General features: G+C 73.4%; 14 protein-coding genes and 2 pseudogenes. 4 read left to right on the forward strand and 12 right to left on the reverse strand.

Annotation, left to right across the window (positions count from 1 at the left end; genetic code table 11):
- Positions 1-303 precede the first annotated feature (303 nt).
- The 3 genes from ABZS54_RS35360 to ABZS54_RS35370 form a co-directional block, all read right to left on the reverse strand.
- A complete protein-coding gene (locus ABZS54_RS35360; protein WP_355545707.1) occupies positions 304-3,123 on the reverse strand; it encodes a LuxR C-terminal-related transcriptional regulator in 2,820 nt (939 codons plus the stop codon).
- A 405-nt stretch (positions 3,124-3,528) separates the two neighbouring features.
- Complete coding sequence (locus ABZS54_RS35365) at positions 3,529-6,054, reverse strand: ABC transporter permease (RefSeq protein WP_355545709.1); 2,526 nt, start codon at positions 6,052-6,054, stop codon at positions 3,529-3,531.
- Complete coding sequence (locus tag ABZS54_RS35370; protein WP_355545711.1) at positions 6,048-6,803, reverse strand: ABC transporter ATP-binding protein; 756 nt, start codon at positions 6,801-6,803, stop codon at positions 6,048-6,050. Before ABZS54_RS35370 ends, ABZS54_RS35365 begins: the two co-directional genes overlap by 7 nt.
- 132 nt (positions 6,804-6,935) lie before the next feature.
- Here ABZS54_RS35370 and ABZS54_RS35375 point away from each other — a divergent pair, with 132 nt between their 5' ends.
- Both ABZS54_RS35375 and ABZS54_RS35380 read left to right on the forward strand, forming a co-directional pair.
- Positions 6,936-8,237 carry a sensor domain-containing protein gene (locus ABZS54_RS35375; protein WP_355545713.1) on the forward strand — a complete coding sequence of 434 codons (1,302 nt, stop codon included), beginning with the start codon at positions 6,936-6,938 and terminating at the stop codon, positions 8,235-8,237.
- Positions 8,234-8,866, forward strand: a complete 633-nt coding sequence (locus ABZS54_RS35380) for a response regulator transcription factor (RefSeq protein WP_355545715.1) — start codon at positions 8,234-8,236, stop codon at positions 8,864-8,866. The genes ABZS54_RS35375 and ABZS54_RS35380 overlap by 4 nt, the downstream gene beginning before the upstream one ends.
- Before the next feature lie 102 nt (positions 8,867-8,968).
- Here ABZS54_RS35380 and ABZS54_RS35385 read toward each other — a convergent pair whose 3' ends face one another.
- Positions 8,969-9,409: a VOC family protein gene (locus ABZS54_RS35385; RefSeq protein WP_355545717.1), complete on the reverse strand. Its 441-nt coding sequence runs from the start codon at positions 9,407-9,409 to the stop codon at positions 8,969-8,971.
- Positions 9,410-9,540: 131 nt separating this feature from the next.
- On the opposite strand from ABZS54_RS35385, the gene ABZS54_RS35390 reads away from it, so the two are divergent.
- Positions 9,541-10,425 carry a polysaccharide deacetylase family protein gene (locus ABZS54_RS35390; protein WP_355545719.1) on the forward strand — a complete coding sequence of 295 codons (885 nt, stop codon included), beginning with the start codon at positions 9,541-9,543 and terminating at the stop codon, positions 10,423-10,425.
- A 182-nt stretch (positions 10,426-10,607) separates the two neighbouring features.
- On the opposite strand, the gene ABZS54_RS35395 is transcribed toward ABZS54_RS35390, so the two are convergent.
- On the reverse strand, positions 10,608-11,327 hold the full coding sequence (locus ABZS54_RS35395; RefSeq protein ID WP_355545721.1) for a response regulator: 720 nt from the start codon (positions 11,325-11,327) through the stop codon (positions 10,608-10,610).
- Positions 11,324-12,958 (reverse strand): sensor histidine kinase, encoded by a 1,635-nt coding sequence (locus ABZS54_RS35400; RefSeq protein ID WP_355545723.1) that lies wholly within the window; start codon positions 12,956-12,958, stop codon positions 11,324-11,326. Before ABZS54_RS35400 ends, ABZS54_RS35395 begins: the two co-directional genes overlap by 4 nt.
- 273 nt (positions 12,959-13,231) lie before the next feature.
- Here ABZS54_RS35400 and dctA point away from each other — a divergent pair, with 273 nt between their 5' ends.
- Positions 13,232-14,695, forward strand: a complete 1,464-nt coding sequence (gene dctA, locus ABZS54_RS35405; protein WP_355545725.1) for a C4-dicarboxylate transporter DctA — start codon at positions 13,232-13,234, stop codon at positions 14,693-14,695.
- Between the two features lie 170 nt (positions 14,696-14,865).
- On the opposite strand, the gene ABZS54_RS35410 is transcribed toward dctA, so the two are convergent.
- The 6 genes and pseudogenes from ABZS54_RS35410 to ABZS54_RS35435 form a co-directional block, all read right to left on the reverse strand.
- Positions 14,866-15,645, reverse strand: coding sequence for an FkbM family methyltransferase (locus tag ABZS54_RS35410; protein ID WP_355545731.1), 780 nt, complete (start codon positions 15,643-15,645; stop codon positions 14,866-14,868).
- Positions 15,642-15,851: a Trm112 family protein gene (locus ABZS54_RS35415; RefSeq protein ID WP_355545733.1), complete on the reverse strand. Its 210-nt coding sequence runs from the start codon at positions 15,849-15,851 to the stop codon at positions 15,642-15,644. Before ABZS54_RS35415 ends, ABZS54_RS35410 begins: the two co-directional genes overlap by 4 nt.
- Positions 15,852-16,023: 172 nt before the next feature.
- Positions 16,024-16,890, reverse strand: a pseudogene (locus ABZS54_RS35420) (hypothetical protein); the annotation flags it as partial.
- A 2-nt stretch (positions 16,891-16,892) separates the two neighbouring features.
- Positions 16,893-17,612, reverse strand: coding sequence for a methyltransferase domain-containing protein (locus ABZS54_RS35425; RefSeq protein ID WP_355545727.1), 720 nt, complete (start codon positions 17,610-17,612; stop codon positions 16,893-16,895).
- A complete protein-coding gene (locus ABZS54_RS35430; protein WP_355545729.1) occupies positions 17,609-18,994 on the reverse strand; it encodes a condensation protein in 1,386 nt (461 codons plus the stop codon). The genes ABZS54_RS35425 and ABZS54_RS35430 overlap by 4 nt, the downstream gene beginning before the upstream one ends.
- Positions 18,991-19,210 (reverse strand): annotated as a pseudogene (locus ABZS54_RS35435) (hypothetical protein); the annotation flags it as partial. The gene ABZS54_RS35430 and the pseudogene ABZS54_RS35435, both read right to left, overlap by 4 nt.

A 19,210-nucleotide genomic window follows, 5' to 3' on the forward strand; every position in this document is an offset into this window, starting at 1 on the left:
CAACCGCAACGCCGCGGCCGCGGCCGCGGCCGCGGCCGGGGCCCCGCCGCCGGTGTCGGTGAGTACGCCCACCCGGCACGTGCAGAACCAGTTCTGCCCCGACCCGACCGTGAACTGACCCGGTTCGCCGGCGGCCGGGTCGAAGCGGATCCTCGACCCCCCCGGTCGGATCGGGCCACGGCGGCGGGCGTCGCCGACCCGGCGGGGTGCGCGGCTACGCACGTCACCGATCCGCGCCGGTGCGCGGACACGCACCGGCGGGAAACGCCGGGTGAGGGGTCGTTCGCACCGGGGCCGCGCCGATCAGCGGCGGATGTGTTCGGCGGGACCGGCGACCTGCACCGCGGCCTGCTCGCCCGGGCGTTGGGGCTGCCGGTGCGAGTCTGAGTCGGCCGCCGCGGGCCCGGTGCCGCGGGGCTTGTCGCCGGTCCGCAGGACGGTGCCGCGCGGTCCGGGGGTGGGGCGGCACCAATCCAGGTGCGACCGCAGGTGGGCGGGTAGTTGCCGACGGTTCCTGATGTCGAGCTTGCGGTAGACCCGGGTCAGGTGCTGCTCGACGGTGCTCACCGTGATGAACAACTCCTCGGCGATGCCCCGGTTGCTGTAACCGGACGCGGCCAGCGCGGCGACCCGCCTCTCCGATTCGCTCAGATTCGCGCCCGCGCCACCGGTGTTCGCCGGCAACAGGTCGGCGTATGCGTGCGCGATGGTGCGCGCCCGCGGGCGTGCGCCGCAGTCCCGGGTCAGGTGCCAGACGCGGGACTGCAGGGTGGCGGCGCGGACCGGTTCGGCCAGGGCCCGATAGGACTCGGCGAGGGCCTCCAGGGTGCGGGCCAACTCCAGCGTGTCCTCGGACCGGCGCAGCGCCTCGACCGCCTGGGCCAGCAGTGCCGGGCGTTCGGCGACGTCGACGGTCATCGCGCGCAGCCGCAGCGTGGTTCCGCGGATCCGGCCGCCACCGGGGCCGCACAGCCGCAGTTGCTCGGCCACCAGCTCCCGGGCGCGCTCGGTCTCGTCGAGCCGCAGCAGGGCCTCGGCGGCGTCGGTCCGCCAAGGCACGAAGAACGGCTGGTCCACCCCCCAGGTATGGACCAGCCAGGCCACCTGCAGGAAGTCGGCGAGCGCGGCCCGGACCCGATCGGTGGCCAGCAGGAACCGGCCCCGGGCCCGCAGGTAGGCGAGTCCGTGCAGGCTGGTGAACAGGTCCTTGCCGACCGGCTGGTTCACCTGGTGTGCGGCGGCCCCGTAGTCGCCCATCTCGGTGTACACACAGATCAGGGTCGCCAGCGGGCCGCCGAGGAACAGACTCCCGGCGCGTTCGGGAAGTACCGCCATCGCCTGCCGCGCGTACTTCTCCGCATCCGGCAACCGGCCCTGGCGCAGCGCCGCCTGCGCACATGCGGAGCCGAACACGGCCTGCCAGCCGGGGGCTTCGCGCCGGATCGATTCGGCGAGCAGGGCCTGGGCGTGGGCTTCCGCGCGGCTCGCGCGGTCCCGGTCGATCAGCAGGTTCAGTGCGGCGACCAGCGGTGACAGGGTCACGTCGGTCAACCCGGAGATACGCAACAGTCGTTCGGCGGCCTCGATGCGCTCCACCGGATCGGGCGACGGCGCGGCCGGGTGCGGGTGGCGCAGCCACGAGAGCGGGAGATCCGATTCGACGTGGTCGACCCACTCCGCCCGTGGGTCGGTGCGTTCCTTGAGGCGGTCGAGAACCCGGCGGGCGGCGTCGAGGCGGCCGTGCGACAACAATTGGTGGGCCAGCGCCGTCATGCTCGACTCGGGCAGGTCGCCCAGTGCCAGTGCGGTCAACGGCGCGCCCAGGGACCGCTGTTCGGCGGCGTGCGGGTTGAGCCGTCCGGTGACCTCGGCGAGCCGGACGTGCGTCTCGGCGCGCAGGGCCGGATCTCGGCACTGCTCGGCGGCCAGTTCGAGACAGGCGATCGCCCGGTGGGCCCGATCCTCGTCCAACGCCTCCTCGGCGGCCTCGCGCAGCACGTCCACCGCCCACGGGTCGGGCGCCTGGTGTGCGGCGAGCAGATGGGTGGCGATCCGGGCCGCCGGGGCACCCCGGTGCCGGAGCACGGTGGCGGCGCGGCGGTGCAGACCGCTGTGTTCGGCCGGACCCAGGCTGTCCAGCAGCGCGTTGCGAGCCGCGCGGCGCAGGCGGTCCCCGTCCAGCAGGCCGGCGCCGGACAGCGCGCCCAGGGCCTGTGCGGTGGCGAGTGCGGTGGTGTCGGCGAGCCGACGCAGCACCTCGGCCGATGCGCCGGCATCCAGGACGGCGGCGGCCTTGGCCACCCGCCACATCCCGGTTCCGCCGCGGCGCAGGCAGGTCAGTACGGCCTGGCCATACGGGCCGCCGGGTGCCGGGGCGGTTGCGGGGCCGGCCGCGGACCGGTGCTCCGCGATCAGTGCGCGCAGCAGCAGCGGGTTGCCGCCGGTGAGTTCGTGGTACTGCTCAGCCCGCCCCGGGTCCGCGGCGCCCGGACCCACGGCCAGCAGTTCCGCCACGCCGGCCGGGCTCAGGGGCGCCAGGCGGATCCGACCCAGGTCGGGTCGGCGCAGGAACTCCGTGCCCAACTGCGGGTCCGTCAGGGCGAAGTCGAGCGAGCGGGCGAGCAGTACGAGCACCCGGGCCCGGCCCGAGTGGCGGGCCAGGTGCAACAGGCAGCGCACCGAGGCGGCGTCGGCGTGCTGCACGTCGTCCAGCGACACCACCACGGGTTGCCGGAGCGCGGCTTCGTGGATCGCGGTGGTGAATCGCCGGGCCGCGCGGGTGGTGTCCTCGTCCTCGACCAGCCGGTCCAGGGCGAGGGCCAGGCGGGTCGGTACGGCCGGGCCGTCGAGGAACTGGCCCAGGATCGCCAGGGGTCGGGCGCGGGCCGTGGCCGATCCGGTCGCGGACAGCGACACCGCGCCGATGGCCGCCGCCTGCTCGCCGACCCAGCCGAGTATCTCGCTCTTGCCGCAACCCACGGCGCCGTCGACCAGGACGCCGCCGCCCCGCGCGGCGGCGCAGTCCCGGAGCGCCGTGCGTAACCTGCCGATTTCCGGCCCTCGTTCGATGAACTCCATGGCCTTTGCGAGCCCCCAAGTGTCGCCCTGCACACGTTCTCCCACCGGTGCATGAAACCTCGGCCCCGCCGGCCTCGTCAACCATAGGTAACCGGCCATTGACCGCTAGTGACAGCGGGAGGGTTGCGCACGCGTACGACACGAGGGCTGCGGCGGCGCGCGGGAATCGGGATGGCGGGTGTCGCGAGAGCGCGGATGGGCACGGGCCGGGACAGGCGAAGGCCGCGGTGTGGGCGCGGCCACGGGTGGCGGTGGGCCGGGTGGGTGCCGACGGCAGTGGGGCCGGTGGTGGCGCGTCTTGACGGGTTGCGCACGCGCGTCGGGCCGCTCCTGTCGGGGTCGACGGCGTGAGCGGGCGTGCCGGTGGTGCGCGCGTGCGAGTGCCGCCCCCGGGGTCGGGAGGCGGCACTCCGGCGTGGGCACCGGGTCACTCGCGCGGGTGGGCGTGGGTCATTCGCGCGTGGCGGCCAGTTCGATCGGGCGGTGACGGAGGAGAGCCTGGGCCGGGAGTACAGTGCTCAGCAGCGCGATGAGCGCGCAGGCGGCGGTGATCCCGGCCGGCGTGGTCCACGGCAGGATGAGCGGCGCGTCTTGGACGAGTCGGCCCCAGGCGGCGTGAAGTCCGGTGAGCACCAGGCTTGTTGCCGCCGTGGCGAGGACGACGCCGATGGCCGTGATCAGCAGTGCCTCGGTGGCCAACAGGCGCAGTACCTGGCGGCGGGTGACCCCGGCCAGCCGCAGCAGGGCCAGTTCGCGGGTGCGGACGGCGGTGGCCATCAGCAGCGTGTTGGCGATCGCGATGCCGCTGTACACCAGGGCGATGGTCAGCAGCAGGCCGATGCCCAGGCGGTTCTGCCGGGCGATGTCGCGCTGCACGGCGGTGGTCCAGTCCTTCGAGGTCACCTCGCGGGCCCCCTGGCCCCGGATCGCCTCGGTCAGTGCGGCGGCCGCGGTGCCGCGATCGGTGCCCGGGCGCAGTGCGACGTACATTCGGGCCGGTCGGGTGGTCCCGGCGGTGGTCGGGGTCAGGAACACGCCGCCGTTGCCGGTGCCTTCGGTCAATACGGCCGCGACGCGCAACGAGAGTGGGCTGCCGTCCGCGCGCCAGAGCGCGATCCGGTCGCCGACCCGTCGGTTCCAACCCCGGTCGACCACGATCGTGTCGTCGCGCAGGTCCGCCATCGAGCCCGCCTCCACCGACAGGTGCAGTGCGGTGGATCCGGCGGTGTCGATCGCCTGGGCGGCATACGGCCGGACCACGTCGCCCTCCAGCAAGGCGGTCGTACGCGGCGTGGGGATCGTGTACACCGTGGTGGGGGTCAGCGCGACGGCGTCCGTGCCGGGGACGGCCCGTACCCGGTCCACGAGTTCGCGATCGAGCCCGGCGGCGCCCTCGGGCACGACGACGAAGTCGGCCGCGCTCGCCTGGGCGCGCAACTCGCGGGTGTGCGCCGCGTCGACCGAACCGGTCGCGCCGAGCAGGCACGCGGCCAGTGCGACACTCGCCAGCACGGGAGTGGCGGTCGCGGCGGTACGGGTGCCCGCGGTGACCGTGTTGGCCCGCACCAGCATTGCGCCCGCCCCCCGGCCCAGGGTGAACGGCCGGGTCAGCACAGCCGCCAACACCCGGGCGAGCAACGGCGCGAGCAGCACCACACCGCCGGTGATCAGCAGCGTGAACGACATGATGTTGCCCAGGTCGAAGGCGAGTTGCGGCAGCAGGCCGGCCACGCCCGCCAGTGCGGCGATGCCGCAGCCGAGCACGAGAACGCCCGCGGACGAACGAATCCGCGAGCCGGACCGACGCTCCACCGTCGCCTCGTGCAGCGCCTCGATCGGCCGGATCCGCCCGGCGCGCACCGACGCGGCGACCACCGCGAGCAGCGCGACCGCCCAACCGATCAGCAGCGCGACCAGCAGAGCCACTATGGACAGCGGGGAGAAGCGGACCGCGAACCAGGCCGGCGCGAAGTCGTTGGAGGCCAGCCAGTCCGCGAGCAATGGGCCGCCGAGGACCCCCAGTGCGCTGCCCGCGACGGACGCGGCCAGTCCCAGCGCGGCGGCCTCGGCCAGCAGCAGGCGGCGCAGTTGGCGCGGCGTGCCGCCGAGGGCGCGCAGCAGTGCCAGTTCGCGGCGGCGCTGGGCGACGGCGTAGGCGAAGGTCGAGGCGACCACCAGGATCGCCACGAACGCGGCGACGCCGCCCGCGACGCCGAGCAGGGTCTGGGTGCCGATCATCTTGGAGTGGTCGCGCAGCGTACCGGGGTCCGCGCTCGCCCGGGCGATGCCGGTGAGCAGTTCGACCCGGGTGGCACCGGGATGTTCGGCGGCCAGCACGGCGCGCACCGGCGCAGTCGGGCCGGACACGATCAGCGCGTCCACCGCGGGCGATAGGCGCTCGGCCTCGGCGTCGGTGAAGAACAGGGCGTGCTCGAAGCCGACCGGCGCGGTGACACCGGAGACGGTGTAGGTGCGCGGACCCGACGGGGTCGAGACGGTGACGACCGTGCCCGTCAGCGCGGGATCGCCGCCGCCGACCACCACGCGGTCGGCGCCGGCCGGCTCCTGTCCCGCGGTGAGCGCGTAGCGCCCGTATCGGGCGGTGGACCACGGGTGGCCGACCCGGTCGGCGGGACCCGTGAGCGGCGCGTGCAGTCGGGTCGCGAAGTTGCGGTCCGCGACCACGGGCGCGACCGCGGCGAGCCCGGCCACCAGGTCGGCACGCAGCGGGGGCACCAGGTCCAGTTCCTGGGTGTTGGTGCCGCTGAGCGGGCTGGTCACCCGTAGATCGGGCGCCACCCGGACCACCATCGGCGCGTCCGCGAACCGGAGGGGCGTGCGCCCGTCGTCGTCGGCGGTGGCCGCGACCACCAGGCCCATCGTGGCCAACAGCCCGACCCCCAGGGCCAGTGCGACGAACGCGCTCGCGAAGGCGGTCCAGCGGGTACGCAGCGTCATCAGGGCAAGGGTCAGCACGACGCCGCCTCCAGGTGGGTCATCCGGGCGACGACCGAGTCGGCAGTCGGCGTGTGCAGTTCGCCCGCGACCCGGCCGTCGGCCAGGAACAGCACCCGGTCCGCGACAGCGGCGGCCACCGGGTCGTGGGTGACCATGACGATGGTGCGCTCGTGCTCGTCCACCAGCGAGCGCAGCAGGGCCAGCACACCGCGCGTGCCGGCGGTGTCCAGGGCCCCGGTGGGCTCGTCGGCGAACAGCACCGTCGGTGCGGTGACCATTGCCCGGGCGATGGCGACCCGCTGCTGCTGGCCGCCGGACAACTCCGCCGGCCGGTGCCCCCCGCGATCGGCCAGACCGACCGAGGCCAGCGCGTCGCGGACCACGTGCCGGTCGATTGGGCGTTTGGCGAGCCGTAGCGGGAGCTCGACGTTCTGCGTCGCGGTCAGCGACGGCAACAGGTTGAACGACTGGAAGACGAAGCCGATCCGGTCCCGGCGCAGTTCGGTCAGCCGGTTCTCGCTCAACCCGGCCAGTTCGGTGCCGCCGATCGCCACCGTGCCGCCGGTGGGCCGGTCCAGTCCGGCCGCGCACTGGAGCAGGGTCGACTTGCCCGAACCCGAAGGCCCCATCACCGCCGTGAAGCTGCCCACCGGGAAGCCCACGCTCACCCCGTCCAGCGCGGTCACCGCCGCCGCGCCGCTCCCGTAGGTGCGGCGCACCCCGTTCAGTCGTACCGCTTCCGCCCGCTGTCCCAGTCCCTGTTCCATGGCTCAAGCCAACCGTCGAAGCCACCCGCGGCGCAGGACGCCAGGACCGAGTCCTGGGGTATGGCCTGCCCTACCCCTTCGCGTAGGCAGGCCCCCTGGGGGCGACGCCGCGCGGCCGACTACGGTCACCCCATGCAACCGCGTACGATCCGGCAGGCCCTGCCGCAATGGGGATATCTGGTGTCCGGCTGGCCCTGGCGGGCCACCGGCTACCTGTTGTCCAGCGCCCTGCCGGGCGGCCTGGGTCTGATCCTGTTCGCCGGCCTGGCCGCGCTCGGCGGCGTGCTCTCGCTCGTCCTGGTCGGCCTTCCACTGCTGGTGGTACTGGGCTTCGCGGGTATTCCGCTGGGGGTGGTGGAGCGGCGCCGGCTGCGCCTGGTGGACTTCGAACCGGCCGCGGACCCGCATCCGTTGATCGCCCGGCGGGGACCTCGGGCCTGGTTGCTCGCGCGCGGTCGGGAACGGGCCACCTGGCGCGAGCTCGGCTACGCGCTGCTGCTGATGGTGGTGTTGTGGCCGCTGAACCTGCTTCTGGTCACCGTGTGTGTGGGCGTGCCGGGCGGGCTGATCACCGCGCCGATCCCGGTCCTGGCCGGCGGCGGGCACCGCACCCTGCTGCCGGGCTGGACGATCGGCACCGCGCCGCAGGCGCTGGCGGCGGTGCCGGTGGGTCTGTTGGCTATGGTGGTCGGCGCGTACCTGCTCGGCCTGCTCGCGTCGGCCCAGGCGACATCGGCCCGGCGGCTGCTCACCGCGCCGGGGGCCGATCTGGGCGAGCGGCTGGTGGAGGTGACCCGGTCGCGGGCCCGCCTGGTCGACGCGTTCGAGAGCGAGCGGCGGCGGATCGAGCGGGATCTGCACGACGGCGCGCAGCAGCGCCTGGTCGCGCTCACGATGACCCTCGGGCTGGCCCGGATCGCGCGTGGCGAGGAGGCGGCGGCGTTGGTGGCCAAGGCGCACGAGCACGCCAAGCTGGCACTGGGCGAGCTGCGCGAGTTGGTCCGGGGCATCCATCCCCAGGTGCTCACCGACCGGGGGCTGCCGGCGGCGGTCGCCGATGTCGCCGAGCGCTCGGCGATCCCGGTGGATGTGGCGATCGAGCTGCCCGGTCGGCTGCCGGAACCGATCGAGGCAGCCGCGTACTTCGTGGTCTGCGAGGCGCTGACCAACGTCGCCAAGCACAGCGGCGCACGACGCGCGGGCGTGTCGGGACACCTGGTCGAGGACGCCGCGCCGCACGGCGAGTTGTTGGTGATCGAGGTCCGCGACGACGGCACCGGGGGCGCCGTGACCACCGCGACCGGCGGTTTGGGGGGCCTCGCCGATCGGGTCGCGGTGCTCGACGGCAGAATGCTCGTGTCCAGTCCGGCCGGTGGGCCGACCCTGCTTCGTGTGGAGATCCCTTGCAGCCGGTCCGAGCTCTCCGCGTCGTGATCGCCGAAGACGGCGTGCTGCTCCGTGACGGCCTGATCGGGCTGCTCGAACGGTTCGGGCACACCGTGGTCGCGGCGGTCGCCGACGCGGTTGCCTTGACCCGGACGGTCGCCGAGCACCGCCCGGACGTGGTGGTCACCGACGTCCGCATGCCGCCGGGCTTCACCGATGAGGGGCTGCGCGCGGCGATCGCCCTGCGCCGCGCGGACCCGGGCCTGCCGGTGCTGGTGCTCAGCCAGTACGTGCAGCGCACCTATGTGGGCGAACTGCTCGACTCGGCGGACGGCATCGGGGTCGGCTATCTGCTCAAGGACCGGATCGGCGACGTCGAGGAGTTCATCGACGCGGTGCACCGAGTCGCCGCCGGCGGCACGGTGATCGACCCGGACGTGGTGCGCCAACTGCTGCGCCGGCGGCGCGACCCGCTGGAGCGGCTCTCCGCGCGCGAACGCGAGGTCCTGTCGCTGATGGCCCAGGGCCGGTCCAATGCGGCGGTGGCCCGGGCGCTCGTGGTCTCCGAGGCGGCGGTCGGCAAACACATCACCGGCATCCTGACCAAATTGGACCTGCCGCCGGCCGAGGACGACCACCGACGGGTGCTTGCGGTCTTGACGTATTTGCGGGACTAGGGCCTGCCCGGCGGACCCCGGCGGAGCCGCGCCGCTCGAAGCCTGCCTGCGATCTCGGGTCGGTCTTCGCGACACCGGCTTCGGGACCGGCCCGTGTGCGGGTCAGTTCGTCGCCGGGCCGGCGGCCACGCAGAACTCGTTGCCCTCGGGGTCGGCCATCACGAAGTGGTGGCCGGTGTCCTCGTGCAGGACGGTGCCACCCGCCGTCACCAAGCGCACGGACTCGGTCCTGACGCGCTCCCAGCGCTCCTCGGGCGAGCCGTGTCCCGGCACCCGGATGTCGATGTGCAGCCGATTCTTCGCGGTCTTGGGCTCGGGTACCTTCAGGATGGACAGCCGAGGTCCCACGCCGTGCGGATCGCACAACCACGCGGCGTCGTCCACCGAGTCGTCCTCGGGCAGATCGAATTGCGCGAACCATTGCGCGCGAGTCTCGAACGGCGCGGGTGGCGGTTCGTCGATGTAACCCAGGGCCGTCTTCCAGAAGTCGGCCAGAAGCGGCGCGTTCGTGCAGTCCAGGGTCAGGTCGATGTGCGCAGTCATGCCGCGACGGTAGCGGGCGCCGGTGACACTCGGCGGCGTGCCACGCGGGTGCCGGGCAGCGGGGGCCGCGGTCATCTCCTAGGGTGAACCCGCACGGCGGTTGGCGTCGCGCGGATGTGGAGGACGGCGCGATGGACGTGAGCCGACGGGTGGTGCTGGCAGCCGCGTTGGGCGGGCTGTTGGCGGGGTGTTCGGATGTGGGGAAGTCCGCCTCGCCGACGACGCCCGCACTGGCGCCGGCGGCGGCTCGCCCCGCACCGTCGGAGCCGAATGCGACGCACCCCTCGGGCCCGCCGACGGCCGCCGGTCCGACCCGGGAGGAGATCGTCGCCCGGTACGGCAGGCAGGTGCCCACGAGTTGGGGCCTGGAGGTGCCGGGATCGTTGTCCCGGCTGCCGACCACCGGGAAGGTGGCGGCGCTGACCTTCGATGCGTGCGGCGGCAAGGGCGGCGGCGAGTACGACCGGGCGCTGATCGACTTCCTGCACGAACGGTCGGTCCCGGCAACCCTGTTCGTCAACTCCCGCTGGGTCGACGCGAACTCGGCCACGCTTCGGCAACTGGCCGCCGACCCGCTCTTCGAGATCGCCAACCACGGCACCGGGCACCTGCCGCTGTCCGTGTCGGGCCGTGCCGCCTACGGGATTCCGGGCACCAGGGACGCGGGCGAGGTCTACGACGAGATCTCGGGCAACCGGGCCAAACTCACCGAACTGCTCGGCCGGCCGCCGCGGTTCTTCCGCTCCGGTACGGCCTACTGCGACGACGTCGCGGCGAAGATCGTCACCGACCTCGGTGAACGCTTCGCGAGCTTCCACGTCAATGCCGACGGCGGCGCCACGTTCAACCCCGAGCAGGTCCGCAAAGCGATGCGGGACGTACGCCCGGGCTCGGTCGTGATCGGCCACATGAACCACCCCCGCGGCGGCACCGCCGCCGGCATCCGCCTGGCCGTGCCCGAACTCCTGCAACAGGGCTACACGTTCGTCCGCCTCTCGGACGCCCCCAAGTCCTGACCGCCGGGTGCCGCGGCGCGTTTCGAGGGGTTGTCGGTCGATGGCGTTCCGGTACCGGGCGTCCCGGCTCGAACCACCCGACTCCCTCCTCCACCGCTGCCCCGTCACGCCGCCCCGACCGACGGTTGCCCGACGTGTGACCGTGCTCCCGGCCGCGCCGGCAACCTCCGGGGGCGATACGTCTAGGGCGATTTTGGCGGTTCGGACGTCTCCGGGCGCGGGATGTGCCAGCGGTAGATGTACTCGGGGCGGCCGGCGCCGCCGTAGCGGGGTTCGCGGGAGACCAGGCGGCGGGCGGACAGGTGGTCCAGGTAGCGGCGGGCGGTGGGGCGGGAGATGCCGACCGCCTCGGCGATGTCGGCGGCGGAGGTCACCGCGCCGGTGCTCAGGTGCGCGACGATCGCCTCGAACGTGGCCGCAGCCAGACCCTTGGGCAGCGGTGCCGCGTCGGAGGTGCGACGCAGGGCGGCGAATGCCTGGTCGACCTCACGCTGCCCGGTGGCGGTCGGCGCGGTGCCGGCCTCGCCGATGCGGCGACGGTATTCCGCGTAGCCGTCCAGGCGTTCGCGGAACGCGGCGAACGAGAACGGCTTGAGCAGGTACTGCACCACGCCCAGCGACACCGCCGAGCGCACCAGCCGCAGGTCCCGGGCCGAGGTGACGGCGATGACGTCGGCGTCGTGGCCCTGGCCGCGCATGCTCCGGCACAGGTCCAGGCCGTGCAGGTCCGGCAGGTAGAGGTCGAGCAGGACCAGGTCGACCCGCCGGGTGGACAGCAGGCGCAGCGCCTCGGTGCCGCTGCCGGTGACGCCGACCACCTCGAAGCCCGGGACGCGGCCGGTGAAGACCGCGTGTGCCTCGGCCAGGACCGGGTCGTCCTCGACGATCAGCGTGCGAATCACGCTTCCTCCCCCGGGCGTTGGGCGGGCAGCGTGGGCAACCGGACGGTGAACACCGCGCCGCCGGTGTCGCCGCGGGCGACGTCGACGGTGCCGTCGTGCCGGGCCACCGTGGCCCGGACCAGTGCCAGGCCCAGGCCGCGGCCCTGCGATCCGTAGGCCTCCTTGGTGCTCCACCCGCGCTCGAACACCCGTGTGGTGAGCGGTTCGTCGATGCCGGGACCGCTGTCCGCGACCTGGAGCAGCAGGCCGCCCGCGGCCGCATCCGGATCCGCGCCGACGGTGACCCGGACGGTGCGCGGCGGCGGTGCCGACACCGCCGCGTCGATCGCGTTGTCGACCAGGTTGCCCAGCACGGTGACCAGGTCGCGCGGATCGAATCGGGAGGCGAGCGCGTCGAGCGGGTCCGACCCGTCGTGATCGGTCGCCGGCCCCCCGGTCACGGTCAGCTGCACACCGCGTTCGGCGGCCTGTGCGTGCTTGCCGAACAGCAGGGCGGCCAATGCGGGTTCGTGCACGGCGGCGGTAAGTTCGTCGGCCAGATCCTGGGCGGCGGTCAGTTCGCCGGTGGCGAAGCGGATCGCCTCCTCGCCGCGACCCAGTTCGATCAGCGCGACGATGGTGTGCAGTCGGTTGCCCGCCTCGTGCGCGGATGCGCGCAGCGCCTCGGCGAAGCCCTTGACCTGGTCGAGTTCGCCGACCAGGGCGCGCAGTTCGGTGTGGTCGCGGAAGGTGGCCACCATCCGCCCGTCCCGGCCGGTGGGGCTGATATTGACCGCGAGTGCGCGGGTGTCGCACAGGTGGATCTCGTCGGTGACCGTGCGACCGGCGGCGAGTGTGTCGGCCAGCGTGCGGTCCAGACCCAGCGTGCCCACATGCCGACCCTCCGGCGCGGCGGGCAGCGCGAGCAGCCGGACCGCCTCGTCGTTGGCCAGCACCAGCCGGCCGGCGGAGTCCACCACGATCAGGCCCTCGCGGACGGCGTGCAGCACCGCGTCGTGGTGTTCGTATACCCGCCGCAGCTCGACCGGTCCCAGGCCCAGGGTCTGCCGGCGCAGCCGGTGGTGCACCGCCATGCTCGCCGCGCAGGCCACCGCGAGGGCGGCGGCGGCGACCGCGAGCACCAACGGGACGTCCTGGCCGACCAGCGCGTCGACGCGGCGGTTGGTGACTCCGACGGAGACCAGCGCGATCGGGCGGCCGTCGGGGCCGGCGACCGGGACGACGGCGCGCACGGAGGGGCCCAGCGAGCCGGTGTAGGTCTCGGTCGAGGTCCGTCCGTGGGCCGCGGCGTCGATGTGGCCGAGGAAGGTCCTGCCGATCCTGGTCGGGTCGGGGTGGGTGAAGCGGGTGCCGTCGATGCTCATCACCACCACGAAGTCGACGCCGTTCTCCTTGCGGATCTGCTCCGCCATCGGCTGGAGCCGGGCGGTCGGGTCGGTGGCGGTCGCGGCCTCGGCGAGGCCGGGCGCGCGGGCCAGCGTGCGGGCCACGTCGAGCGCGCGCTCCCGGGCGGTCTGCTCGCCGGATCGGCGTACGGCGTGGACGGCGACGCCGGAGCCGGCCGCGACGAGCAGCAGGACGAGGGCGAGCTGCCACAGCAGCACCTGCCGAGCGATGCTCTGGTTGGCCATGCGCGAATTATCCCTGGACGTCCGGGCCGTCTCGCAAGGTGTTCACTGCCCGCATTTCATCCGTTTTCCGATGATTCGGCTGGAATTTCGTCGTGCGCGTAATGCGCGTAATACCCGGCGGGCTCCGGTGCCGCGCCAGTCTACGTCCCGTAACACGCTGTTTCGCCGATGTTTCCGCCGCCCGACCGGGCGCGGCGGGCCCGGCTCGGTGCCGGCTCCGGTGTCGCAGCGTTCCCGTCCGCTCGACCCGACATCATTCCCGGGAGGCCCCTCATGTCCCAGGCCACCACGACCGACCCCGCCGCCGGCGCGGCCGACTCGCCGCCGCCCGCCGACCCGCCGCCCGTTCAGGCGCCGCCGGCACGCCGGCCCTGGTACACGCTGTTGTACGTATGGGTCCTGGTCGGCATCCTCGCCGGCATCGTGGTCGGCGCCGCCTGGCCGCACACCGGCGAACAGTTGCGTCCTCTGGGCGACACGTTCGTCAACGCGATCAAGATGATCATCACGCCGATCATCTTCGTGACCGTGGTTACCGGCATCGCGGGCGTGGACAGCCTGCGCGGCGCCGGTCGGATCGGCTGGAAGTCGCTGGTCTACTTCGAGGCGCTGACCACCATCGCGCTGATCCTGGGCCTGGTCGTGATGAACGTGCTGCGCCCGGGCGACGGGGTGCACGCCGACGTCGGCTCGATGAAGGTCTCCGCCACCGCGCAGGGCTACATCGACAAGGGCGAGGCGCAGTCCTGGTGGCATTTCCTCACCGACCTGGTCCCCAGCAGCGTGGTCGGCGCCTTCGCCGACGGCGACGTGCTCCAGGTGTTGTTCTTCGCGGTGCTCTTCGGCATCGCGATCAAGCTGGTCGGGCGCCCGGCGGAGGGCATCGCGGTCGGCGTGGAGCGGACCGGCCGGGTGCTGTTCGCGGTGTTGCGCATCGTGATGTACGCGGCACCGGTCGGCGCGTTCGGCGCGATGGCGTTCACCGTCGGCAAGTACGGGCTCGACACGCTGACCAGCCTGGGCAAACTGGTGGCGATCTTCTACGGGACGAGCCTGTTCTTCGTGGTGGTGGTGCTCGGGGTGGTGATGGCCGCGATCCGGCTGAACATCCTGCACCTGCTGCGCTACATGAAGGACGAACTGCTGATCGTGCTGGGCACCTCCTCCAGCGAGAGCGTGCTGCCCCGGGTGATCACCAAGATGGAGAACCTCGGCGTGCCGCGCCAGGTGGCCGGTCTGACCGTGCCGAGCGGGTACTCGTTCAACCTCGACGGGACCTGCATCTATCTGACGCTGGCCGCACTGTACGTCGCGCAGGCCACCGACACACCGCTGTCCATGGGGCAACAACTGAGCCTGGTCGCCGTGCTGTTGCTGACCTCCAAGGGCGCGGCGGGGGTGACCGGGTCGGGATTCATCGTGCTGGCCGCGACGTTGTCCACGGTCGGGCACGTGCCGGTGGCCGGGATCATGCTGGTGTTCGGCATCGACAAGTTCATGAGCGAGTGCCGCGCGCTGACCAATGTGTGCGGCAACAGTGTGGCGAGTCTGGTGGTGGCCTCCTGGGAGGGCGTGCTGGACCGGGATCGGGCCCGTAAGGTGCTGGCGGGTGAGCCGGTCGCGCCGCTCGGCGACCTCGACACGAACACGCCGGCCGCACCGAGCGCCGAGCGACCGGCCGCTGCGGCCGGCGGGGTGTCGATCACCAAGGGGGCGCCGGTGGCGACGGTGTCCTGAGCGCGGCCTTCGGTTGCGACGCGCGGCCGGTTCCGGCATCGCCGGTTCCGGCCACCGGACGGCATGAGTAGCCCGACCACCGTATGTCGCCGGACGGCGGGGCGGGGGTGTGCCGTTGCCCGTATGCCCCGCTCCGCCGCCCGGCAACTCACGCCCTTCGTCCGCGCGGTTCAGCCCACCGACTCCCGGCCCGGCCGCCGCGCTCCGGGCAGGAACAGCACCGAGTTGACGTAGCGGCGGCAGAACGGCGCCAACGTGCGGCGCAGCAGGCCGCGTTCGGCCACATGGGCGGTGCGCGCCTGGTGGCCGGCCAGATCGAAGTCGGCCAGGGGAAGCCAGTGTCGGCCCGGCAACACCCAGCCCCGGTAGTCCAGTCGGCCGAGGAAGTCGAGCACCGGCGCGGGCGACTGGATGCGTGCCTCCAATTCGATGAACAGTGCCGGGCGGTCCCGGCGCAAGGTGTCCTCCGCGCCGTGCAGCACGGCCGATTCGCTGCCGTCCACGTCGATCTTGACGAACGTGACGTCGAGCAGGCGGAGATCGTCCAGGCGCACGCACGGTACGTCCACCGCCCGATCGTGGATCTGCCTGCGTACGAGCGAGGACACACCCCGATCCCCTCGGTCGCCCGGCGGCAACCACAGTGCGACCGTGCCGGTGCCGCGGCTGCCGGCCGCGGCGGCCACCACGCGTACGTTGGCCGGTGTGCCGGTGTCGAGCAACGCGGCCAGGTGCGGCACCGGCTCCACCGTCACCACCGACTCCGCGCGCCCGGCCAGTCGCCGGGACCACGGCCCGTACCAGCCGCCCACGTCGACGGCGGTGCCGCCGCGCGGGACGAAGTCGGCGATCCGCCGCAACTCCGGTTCGAAGCGTGGATACAGCACGTCGACTGCGGCGGTGACCAGTCTCGGGGGTACCCGGGGCGCGAGCCGGGCGGCGAGCGTCATGGGGCGATCCGTCGGGTGAGTCGGGCGTGTTCCTCGTCCGAGACCCGGACGCCGGAGGAGGGGAGGAGTTGTGGGATGCCGTCGACGATCGGGTAACGGCGGCGCAGTCTCGGGTTGTACAAGGAGTCCTCCGGGAGAAGAAGGGCGAGTGGTTCCTTGTCCAGTGGGCAGGCCAGGATCCGGAGGAGCGGATCGTCGGGTTGCATGGGGCGACTCCTCTGGAGAGGGGGTGACTTCCGTTGTGAGGTCGGTGACTTCGGTGGGGGCGGTGTCCTTCGTGGTGCGTCCGGTGGCTTCGGTGGGGACGGTGTCGGTGTCCTCCGTCGTGGGGCCGCCGACGTCGTTGGAGTCCGTGCCCTCCGTGGGGTCGATGTCTTCGTCGCGCCGGGGCAGGAGCAGCAGGACGATCACGGCGAGCGTGCCGCCGAGCAGTCGCAGGGTCAGCCGGGACCGGTCGTGCGGCAGCGCCTCGCCGAAGGCGAAGCTGCCCGGCACGGCGGTGAACAGAGCCGAGACCGTGGTGCATACGGGCACGATCAGCGACGCCCGGCAGCGCTGCAACGCGGTCTGGGACAACACCAGGCCGGCCGCGCCGATGCCGACGAGCAGGTACGGATAGGGGGAGCGGAGCAGGTCGAGGGCCGTGGCGCCGATGCCGTGCCCGGTGAGTCGGCCGGAGATGCCCTTGATCGTCAGCGAACTCACCCCGTACAGCAGGCCCATCGCGACGCCGTATGCCACGCCGGTGGTGGGTGGGCGGCCGGGGTCGCGGGAGTGCCGCTCGGCGGCGAGGTACAGCCACAGGCCGGCCGCGAGCGCCGGCAGGCACACCACGAGGAACCGGCCCAACGGGGCGCGTTCGCCGACCGGGTCCGCGTCCCGCAACGAGGCGACGATCATCGCCAGTGCGGCGAGTACGGCCAGTACGCCCGCGCGCTCTCGGCCGGTGGCCCGCTCGCCCAGTACCACCGAGGAGAGCAGGAGCAGCAGGACCAGGCCCGCGACGAACAGGCCCTGGGCCGCGGCGATGGGCAGCATGCGGTAGACGGCGAGCTGGGCGGCGAAGCCGGCAACCAGCGCGAGCGAGCCGGTGAGCCACAGCGGGCTGCCCAGGAGCAGGCGCAGCAGCCGTAACGGCCGGCCGGTCGAAAGCGCCGGGAGATCGGTCAACGCCCGCTTCTCCAGCACGAATCCGGTGCTGTAGAGCACGTTGGCAAGCAGCGCCGCGGCGACGCCCCACCACATGGCTAGGCCCGCCGGGCGTGCACGAGCAGGATCGAGGCGAGCGAGGGAGCCGTGCACGCGACCCGGTCCAGCGGCCTGAGCATCCGCGGCACGCCGTGGAACGGCGCCCCGGCCGTCCGGACCACCTCGAAGCCCGATGCGGTGAGGAAGTCGCGCAGTGCTCGGGCGGTGTACAGCCGCAGGTGGCCGACCACCTGGGAGCCGGGTCGGCCGTGGATGCCGCGCAGGCTGACCTCGGAGAAGATCGGTTGCACGCCCGCGAGCAGCAACGCACGGTTGTACCAGGCGGCCAGGTTCGGCGTGGAGAGCATCAGATGGCCGCGCGGCTTGAGTACCCGGCGCAGTTCGTCGAGTGCCGCATCCGGGTCCACGAGGTGTTCGAGCACCTCGCCGAAGAGCACCGCGTCCACACTGGCATCGGCCAACGGCAGCCCGCCGTCCGTGAGTTCGCCGCGGACCAGATGCTTCATCCGAGTGCTCGCCCGGCGCAGTGCGTCCTGCGACCAGTCGATTCCGATCAGCGTGTGCCCGGCCAACAGCGGGCCCGTGATCGAGGCCGCCGAGCCGTCGCCGCAGCCGATGTCGACCACCAGGGCCGGGTCGGGGCCGAGTGCGCGGGCCAGCATCGCGGCGTGGCGCCGGCTGCGCTCGGGGCCGGAGGCGACCGGTGTCGCCGGATCCTCGTAGAACTCGCGCAGCCCGGCCGAACGGGTGGCGGTCATCGCGAACCACCGTCCTGCGATCCCGGGTTCGCGACCGGGCCGGCGGCGAGGACGGCGGCCGAGACGGTGTCCAGGTAGTGCGCGAAGAAGTCGTACAGCCGCTGTCCGGCCGCGTCGTCGAGCAGTGCGCGGGACCAGCGCAGTCCCACGTGCAGGCGGCCGGCGGTGCCGGTCGTGGTGATCGTCAGGCCCCGGGGCATCCGGGTGGGCGCGGAGACCCAGACCGCGTCCGCCCGGCCCGCGTCGCCGAAGTCCAGTGGATAGGGGATCCGCCCGAGGTTGCTGAGCAGCGTCGTGGAGGTCCAGGGCGCGAGTGCGCGGCCGAGGCCGCGGGTGATCGAGGCGCGCAGGTCGACCGGGAGGACCGGTGCGGTGAGCAGGGCCGCGCCGCGGCCGAGCGGGGGGCGCGGCGCGGCCCTGAGCTGCCTGGTCCGGTGGGCCGTGCGGCGGAGCAGCCCCACGATCGCCTCGGGAGTCGGTTCGTTCGCGTACTCGCGGGCGCCGAAGGCGACTTCGACCAGTCGGGTGCCGTTGCCGATGGGCATCTCGGCGCCGCGCGAACGGTCGTCGACGGGCACCGTGATGCGGATCGGCCGGGCGGGTGCGCCGTGCAGCCGGTTCCAGCGGGCGATCGTCAGGCAGGTGGCCACGAGGAGACGGTCGTTGACGGTGTGGTCGGCGCCGGGTGGGCGTGGGTGGATCGGGAGCTCGCCGAGGATGACGCCGTTGCCCCGGCGCTGCTGCGCGAGTGGTGCGGGGGCCGGCGCGACCCGGGCGGAGCGGGCCGACGGCAAGCCGGGATCCAGGGGCGGCGGCTCCGGTCCGGCGGCGCCGGGTGGGGTGGCCCGGTCCGAGGCGGGCTCGGAGCCGATTCCGCTGTACAACTCTGCGGTGGTGGCCAGGACGCGGAGGAAGGAGGGTCCGTCGAGGGCGGTGTGGTGGATCGTGCACAGCAGCACGCAGCCGCCGGAGGTCGCGGACGAGCGGATCACGTCCAGCCGGACCGGCGGGGACAGGGACAGCGGCGGTGTCTCGGCCAGGGCCCTCGTCCGGGCCCGGGCCAACGCGTCCGGTGCGGCCGGCGGGAAGCCGACCGGTTCGACGTCCGGGGCGGCGGTGAGTTCCCATTCGTAGCGCCGCCGGTACCACCGGCCGGGAGCCTCGCGGACCAGGATGCGCGCGTGTCGGCGCAGCGCGCTGTCGAACGCGGCGCGCAGTCGGGCCGGATCCGGCTGTCCGGGCAGCCGGATCTCCATGTGCACCGCGATCGGCTCGCCGGGTCGCTGACCGTGCCGGGACATCTCGTCGACGAGCGGAAACGGGATCCGGGCGAGGACCGGCTCGACCGGGAGTTCGGGCCGAACCGGGCGTGCTGTGGTCATGATGGTCCGCCCTCCTTGCCGTCGGGCGGCAGCGTCGGCAGCTGTGCGGTGTCGGCTGCCCGGTCCGGGTGGGTCGGCAGGGGCGCCGTGTGGTCGTCTCGGCCCAAGTGGTCGTGGCCGGCCGCCGGTGCTTCGCCGGCCGGGGTTCGGTCGGGCGGCGCCGGCTTGGCCATCGATACGGGCCCGGAGGCGGCTGCGGCCGGCCCGTCGGGCCGG

Source organism: Embleya sp. NPDC005575, from assembly GCF_040605455.1.
GTDB lineage: Bacteria > Actinomycetota > Actinomycetes > Streptomycetales > Streptomycetaceae > Embleya.

Excerpts from the sequence above, each read along its gene's own strand:
- ABZS54_RS35370 (WP_355545711.1), bottom strand. The coding sequence starts at position 6,803 with ATGGAACAGGGACTGGGACAGCGGGCGGAAGCGGTACGACTGAACGGG.
- ABZS54_RS35375 (WP_355545713.1), top strand. The coding sequence starts at position 6,936 with ATGCAACCGCGTACGATCCGGCAGGCCCTGCCGCAATGGGGATATCTG.
- ABZS54_RS35385 (WP_355545717.1), bottom strand. The coding sequence starts at position 9,409 with ATGACTGCGCACATCGACCTGACCCTGGACTGCACGAACGCGCCGCTT.
- ABZS54_RS35390 (WP_355545719.1), top strand. The coding sequence starts at position 9,541 with ATGGACGTGAGCCGACGGGTGGTGCTGGCAGCCGCGTTGGGCGGGCTG.
- ABZS54_RS35400 (WP_355545723.1), bottom strand. The coding sequence starts at position 12,958 with ATGGCCAACCAGAGCATCGCTCGGCAGGTGCTGCTGTGGCAGCTCGCC.
- dctA (WP_355545725.1), top strand. The coding sequence starts at position 13,232 with ATGTCCCAGGCCACCACGACCGACCCCGCCGCCGGCGCGGCCGACTCG.
- ABZS54_RS35410 (WP_355545731.1), bottom strand. The coding sequence starts at position 15,645 with ATGACGCTCGCCGCCCGGCTCGCGCCCCGGGTACCCCCGAGACTGGTC.
- ABZS54_RS35415 (WP_355545733.1), bottom strand. The coding sequence starts at position 15,851 with ATGCAACCCGACGATCCGCTCCTCCGGATCCTGGCCTGCCCACTGGAC.
- ABZS54_RS35425 (WP_355545727.1), bottom strand. The coding sequence starts at position 17,612 with ATGACCGCCACCCGTTCGGCCGGGCTGCGCGAGTTCTACGAGGATCCG.
- ABZS54_RS35430 (WP_355545729.1), bottom strand. The coding sequence starts at position 18,994 with ATGACCACAGCACGCCCGGTTCGGCCCGAACTCCCGGTCGAGCCGGTC.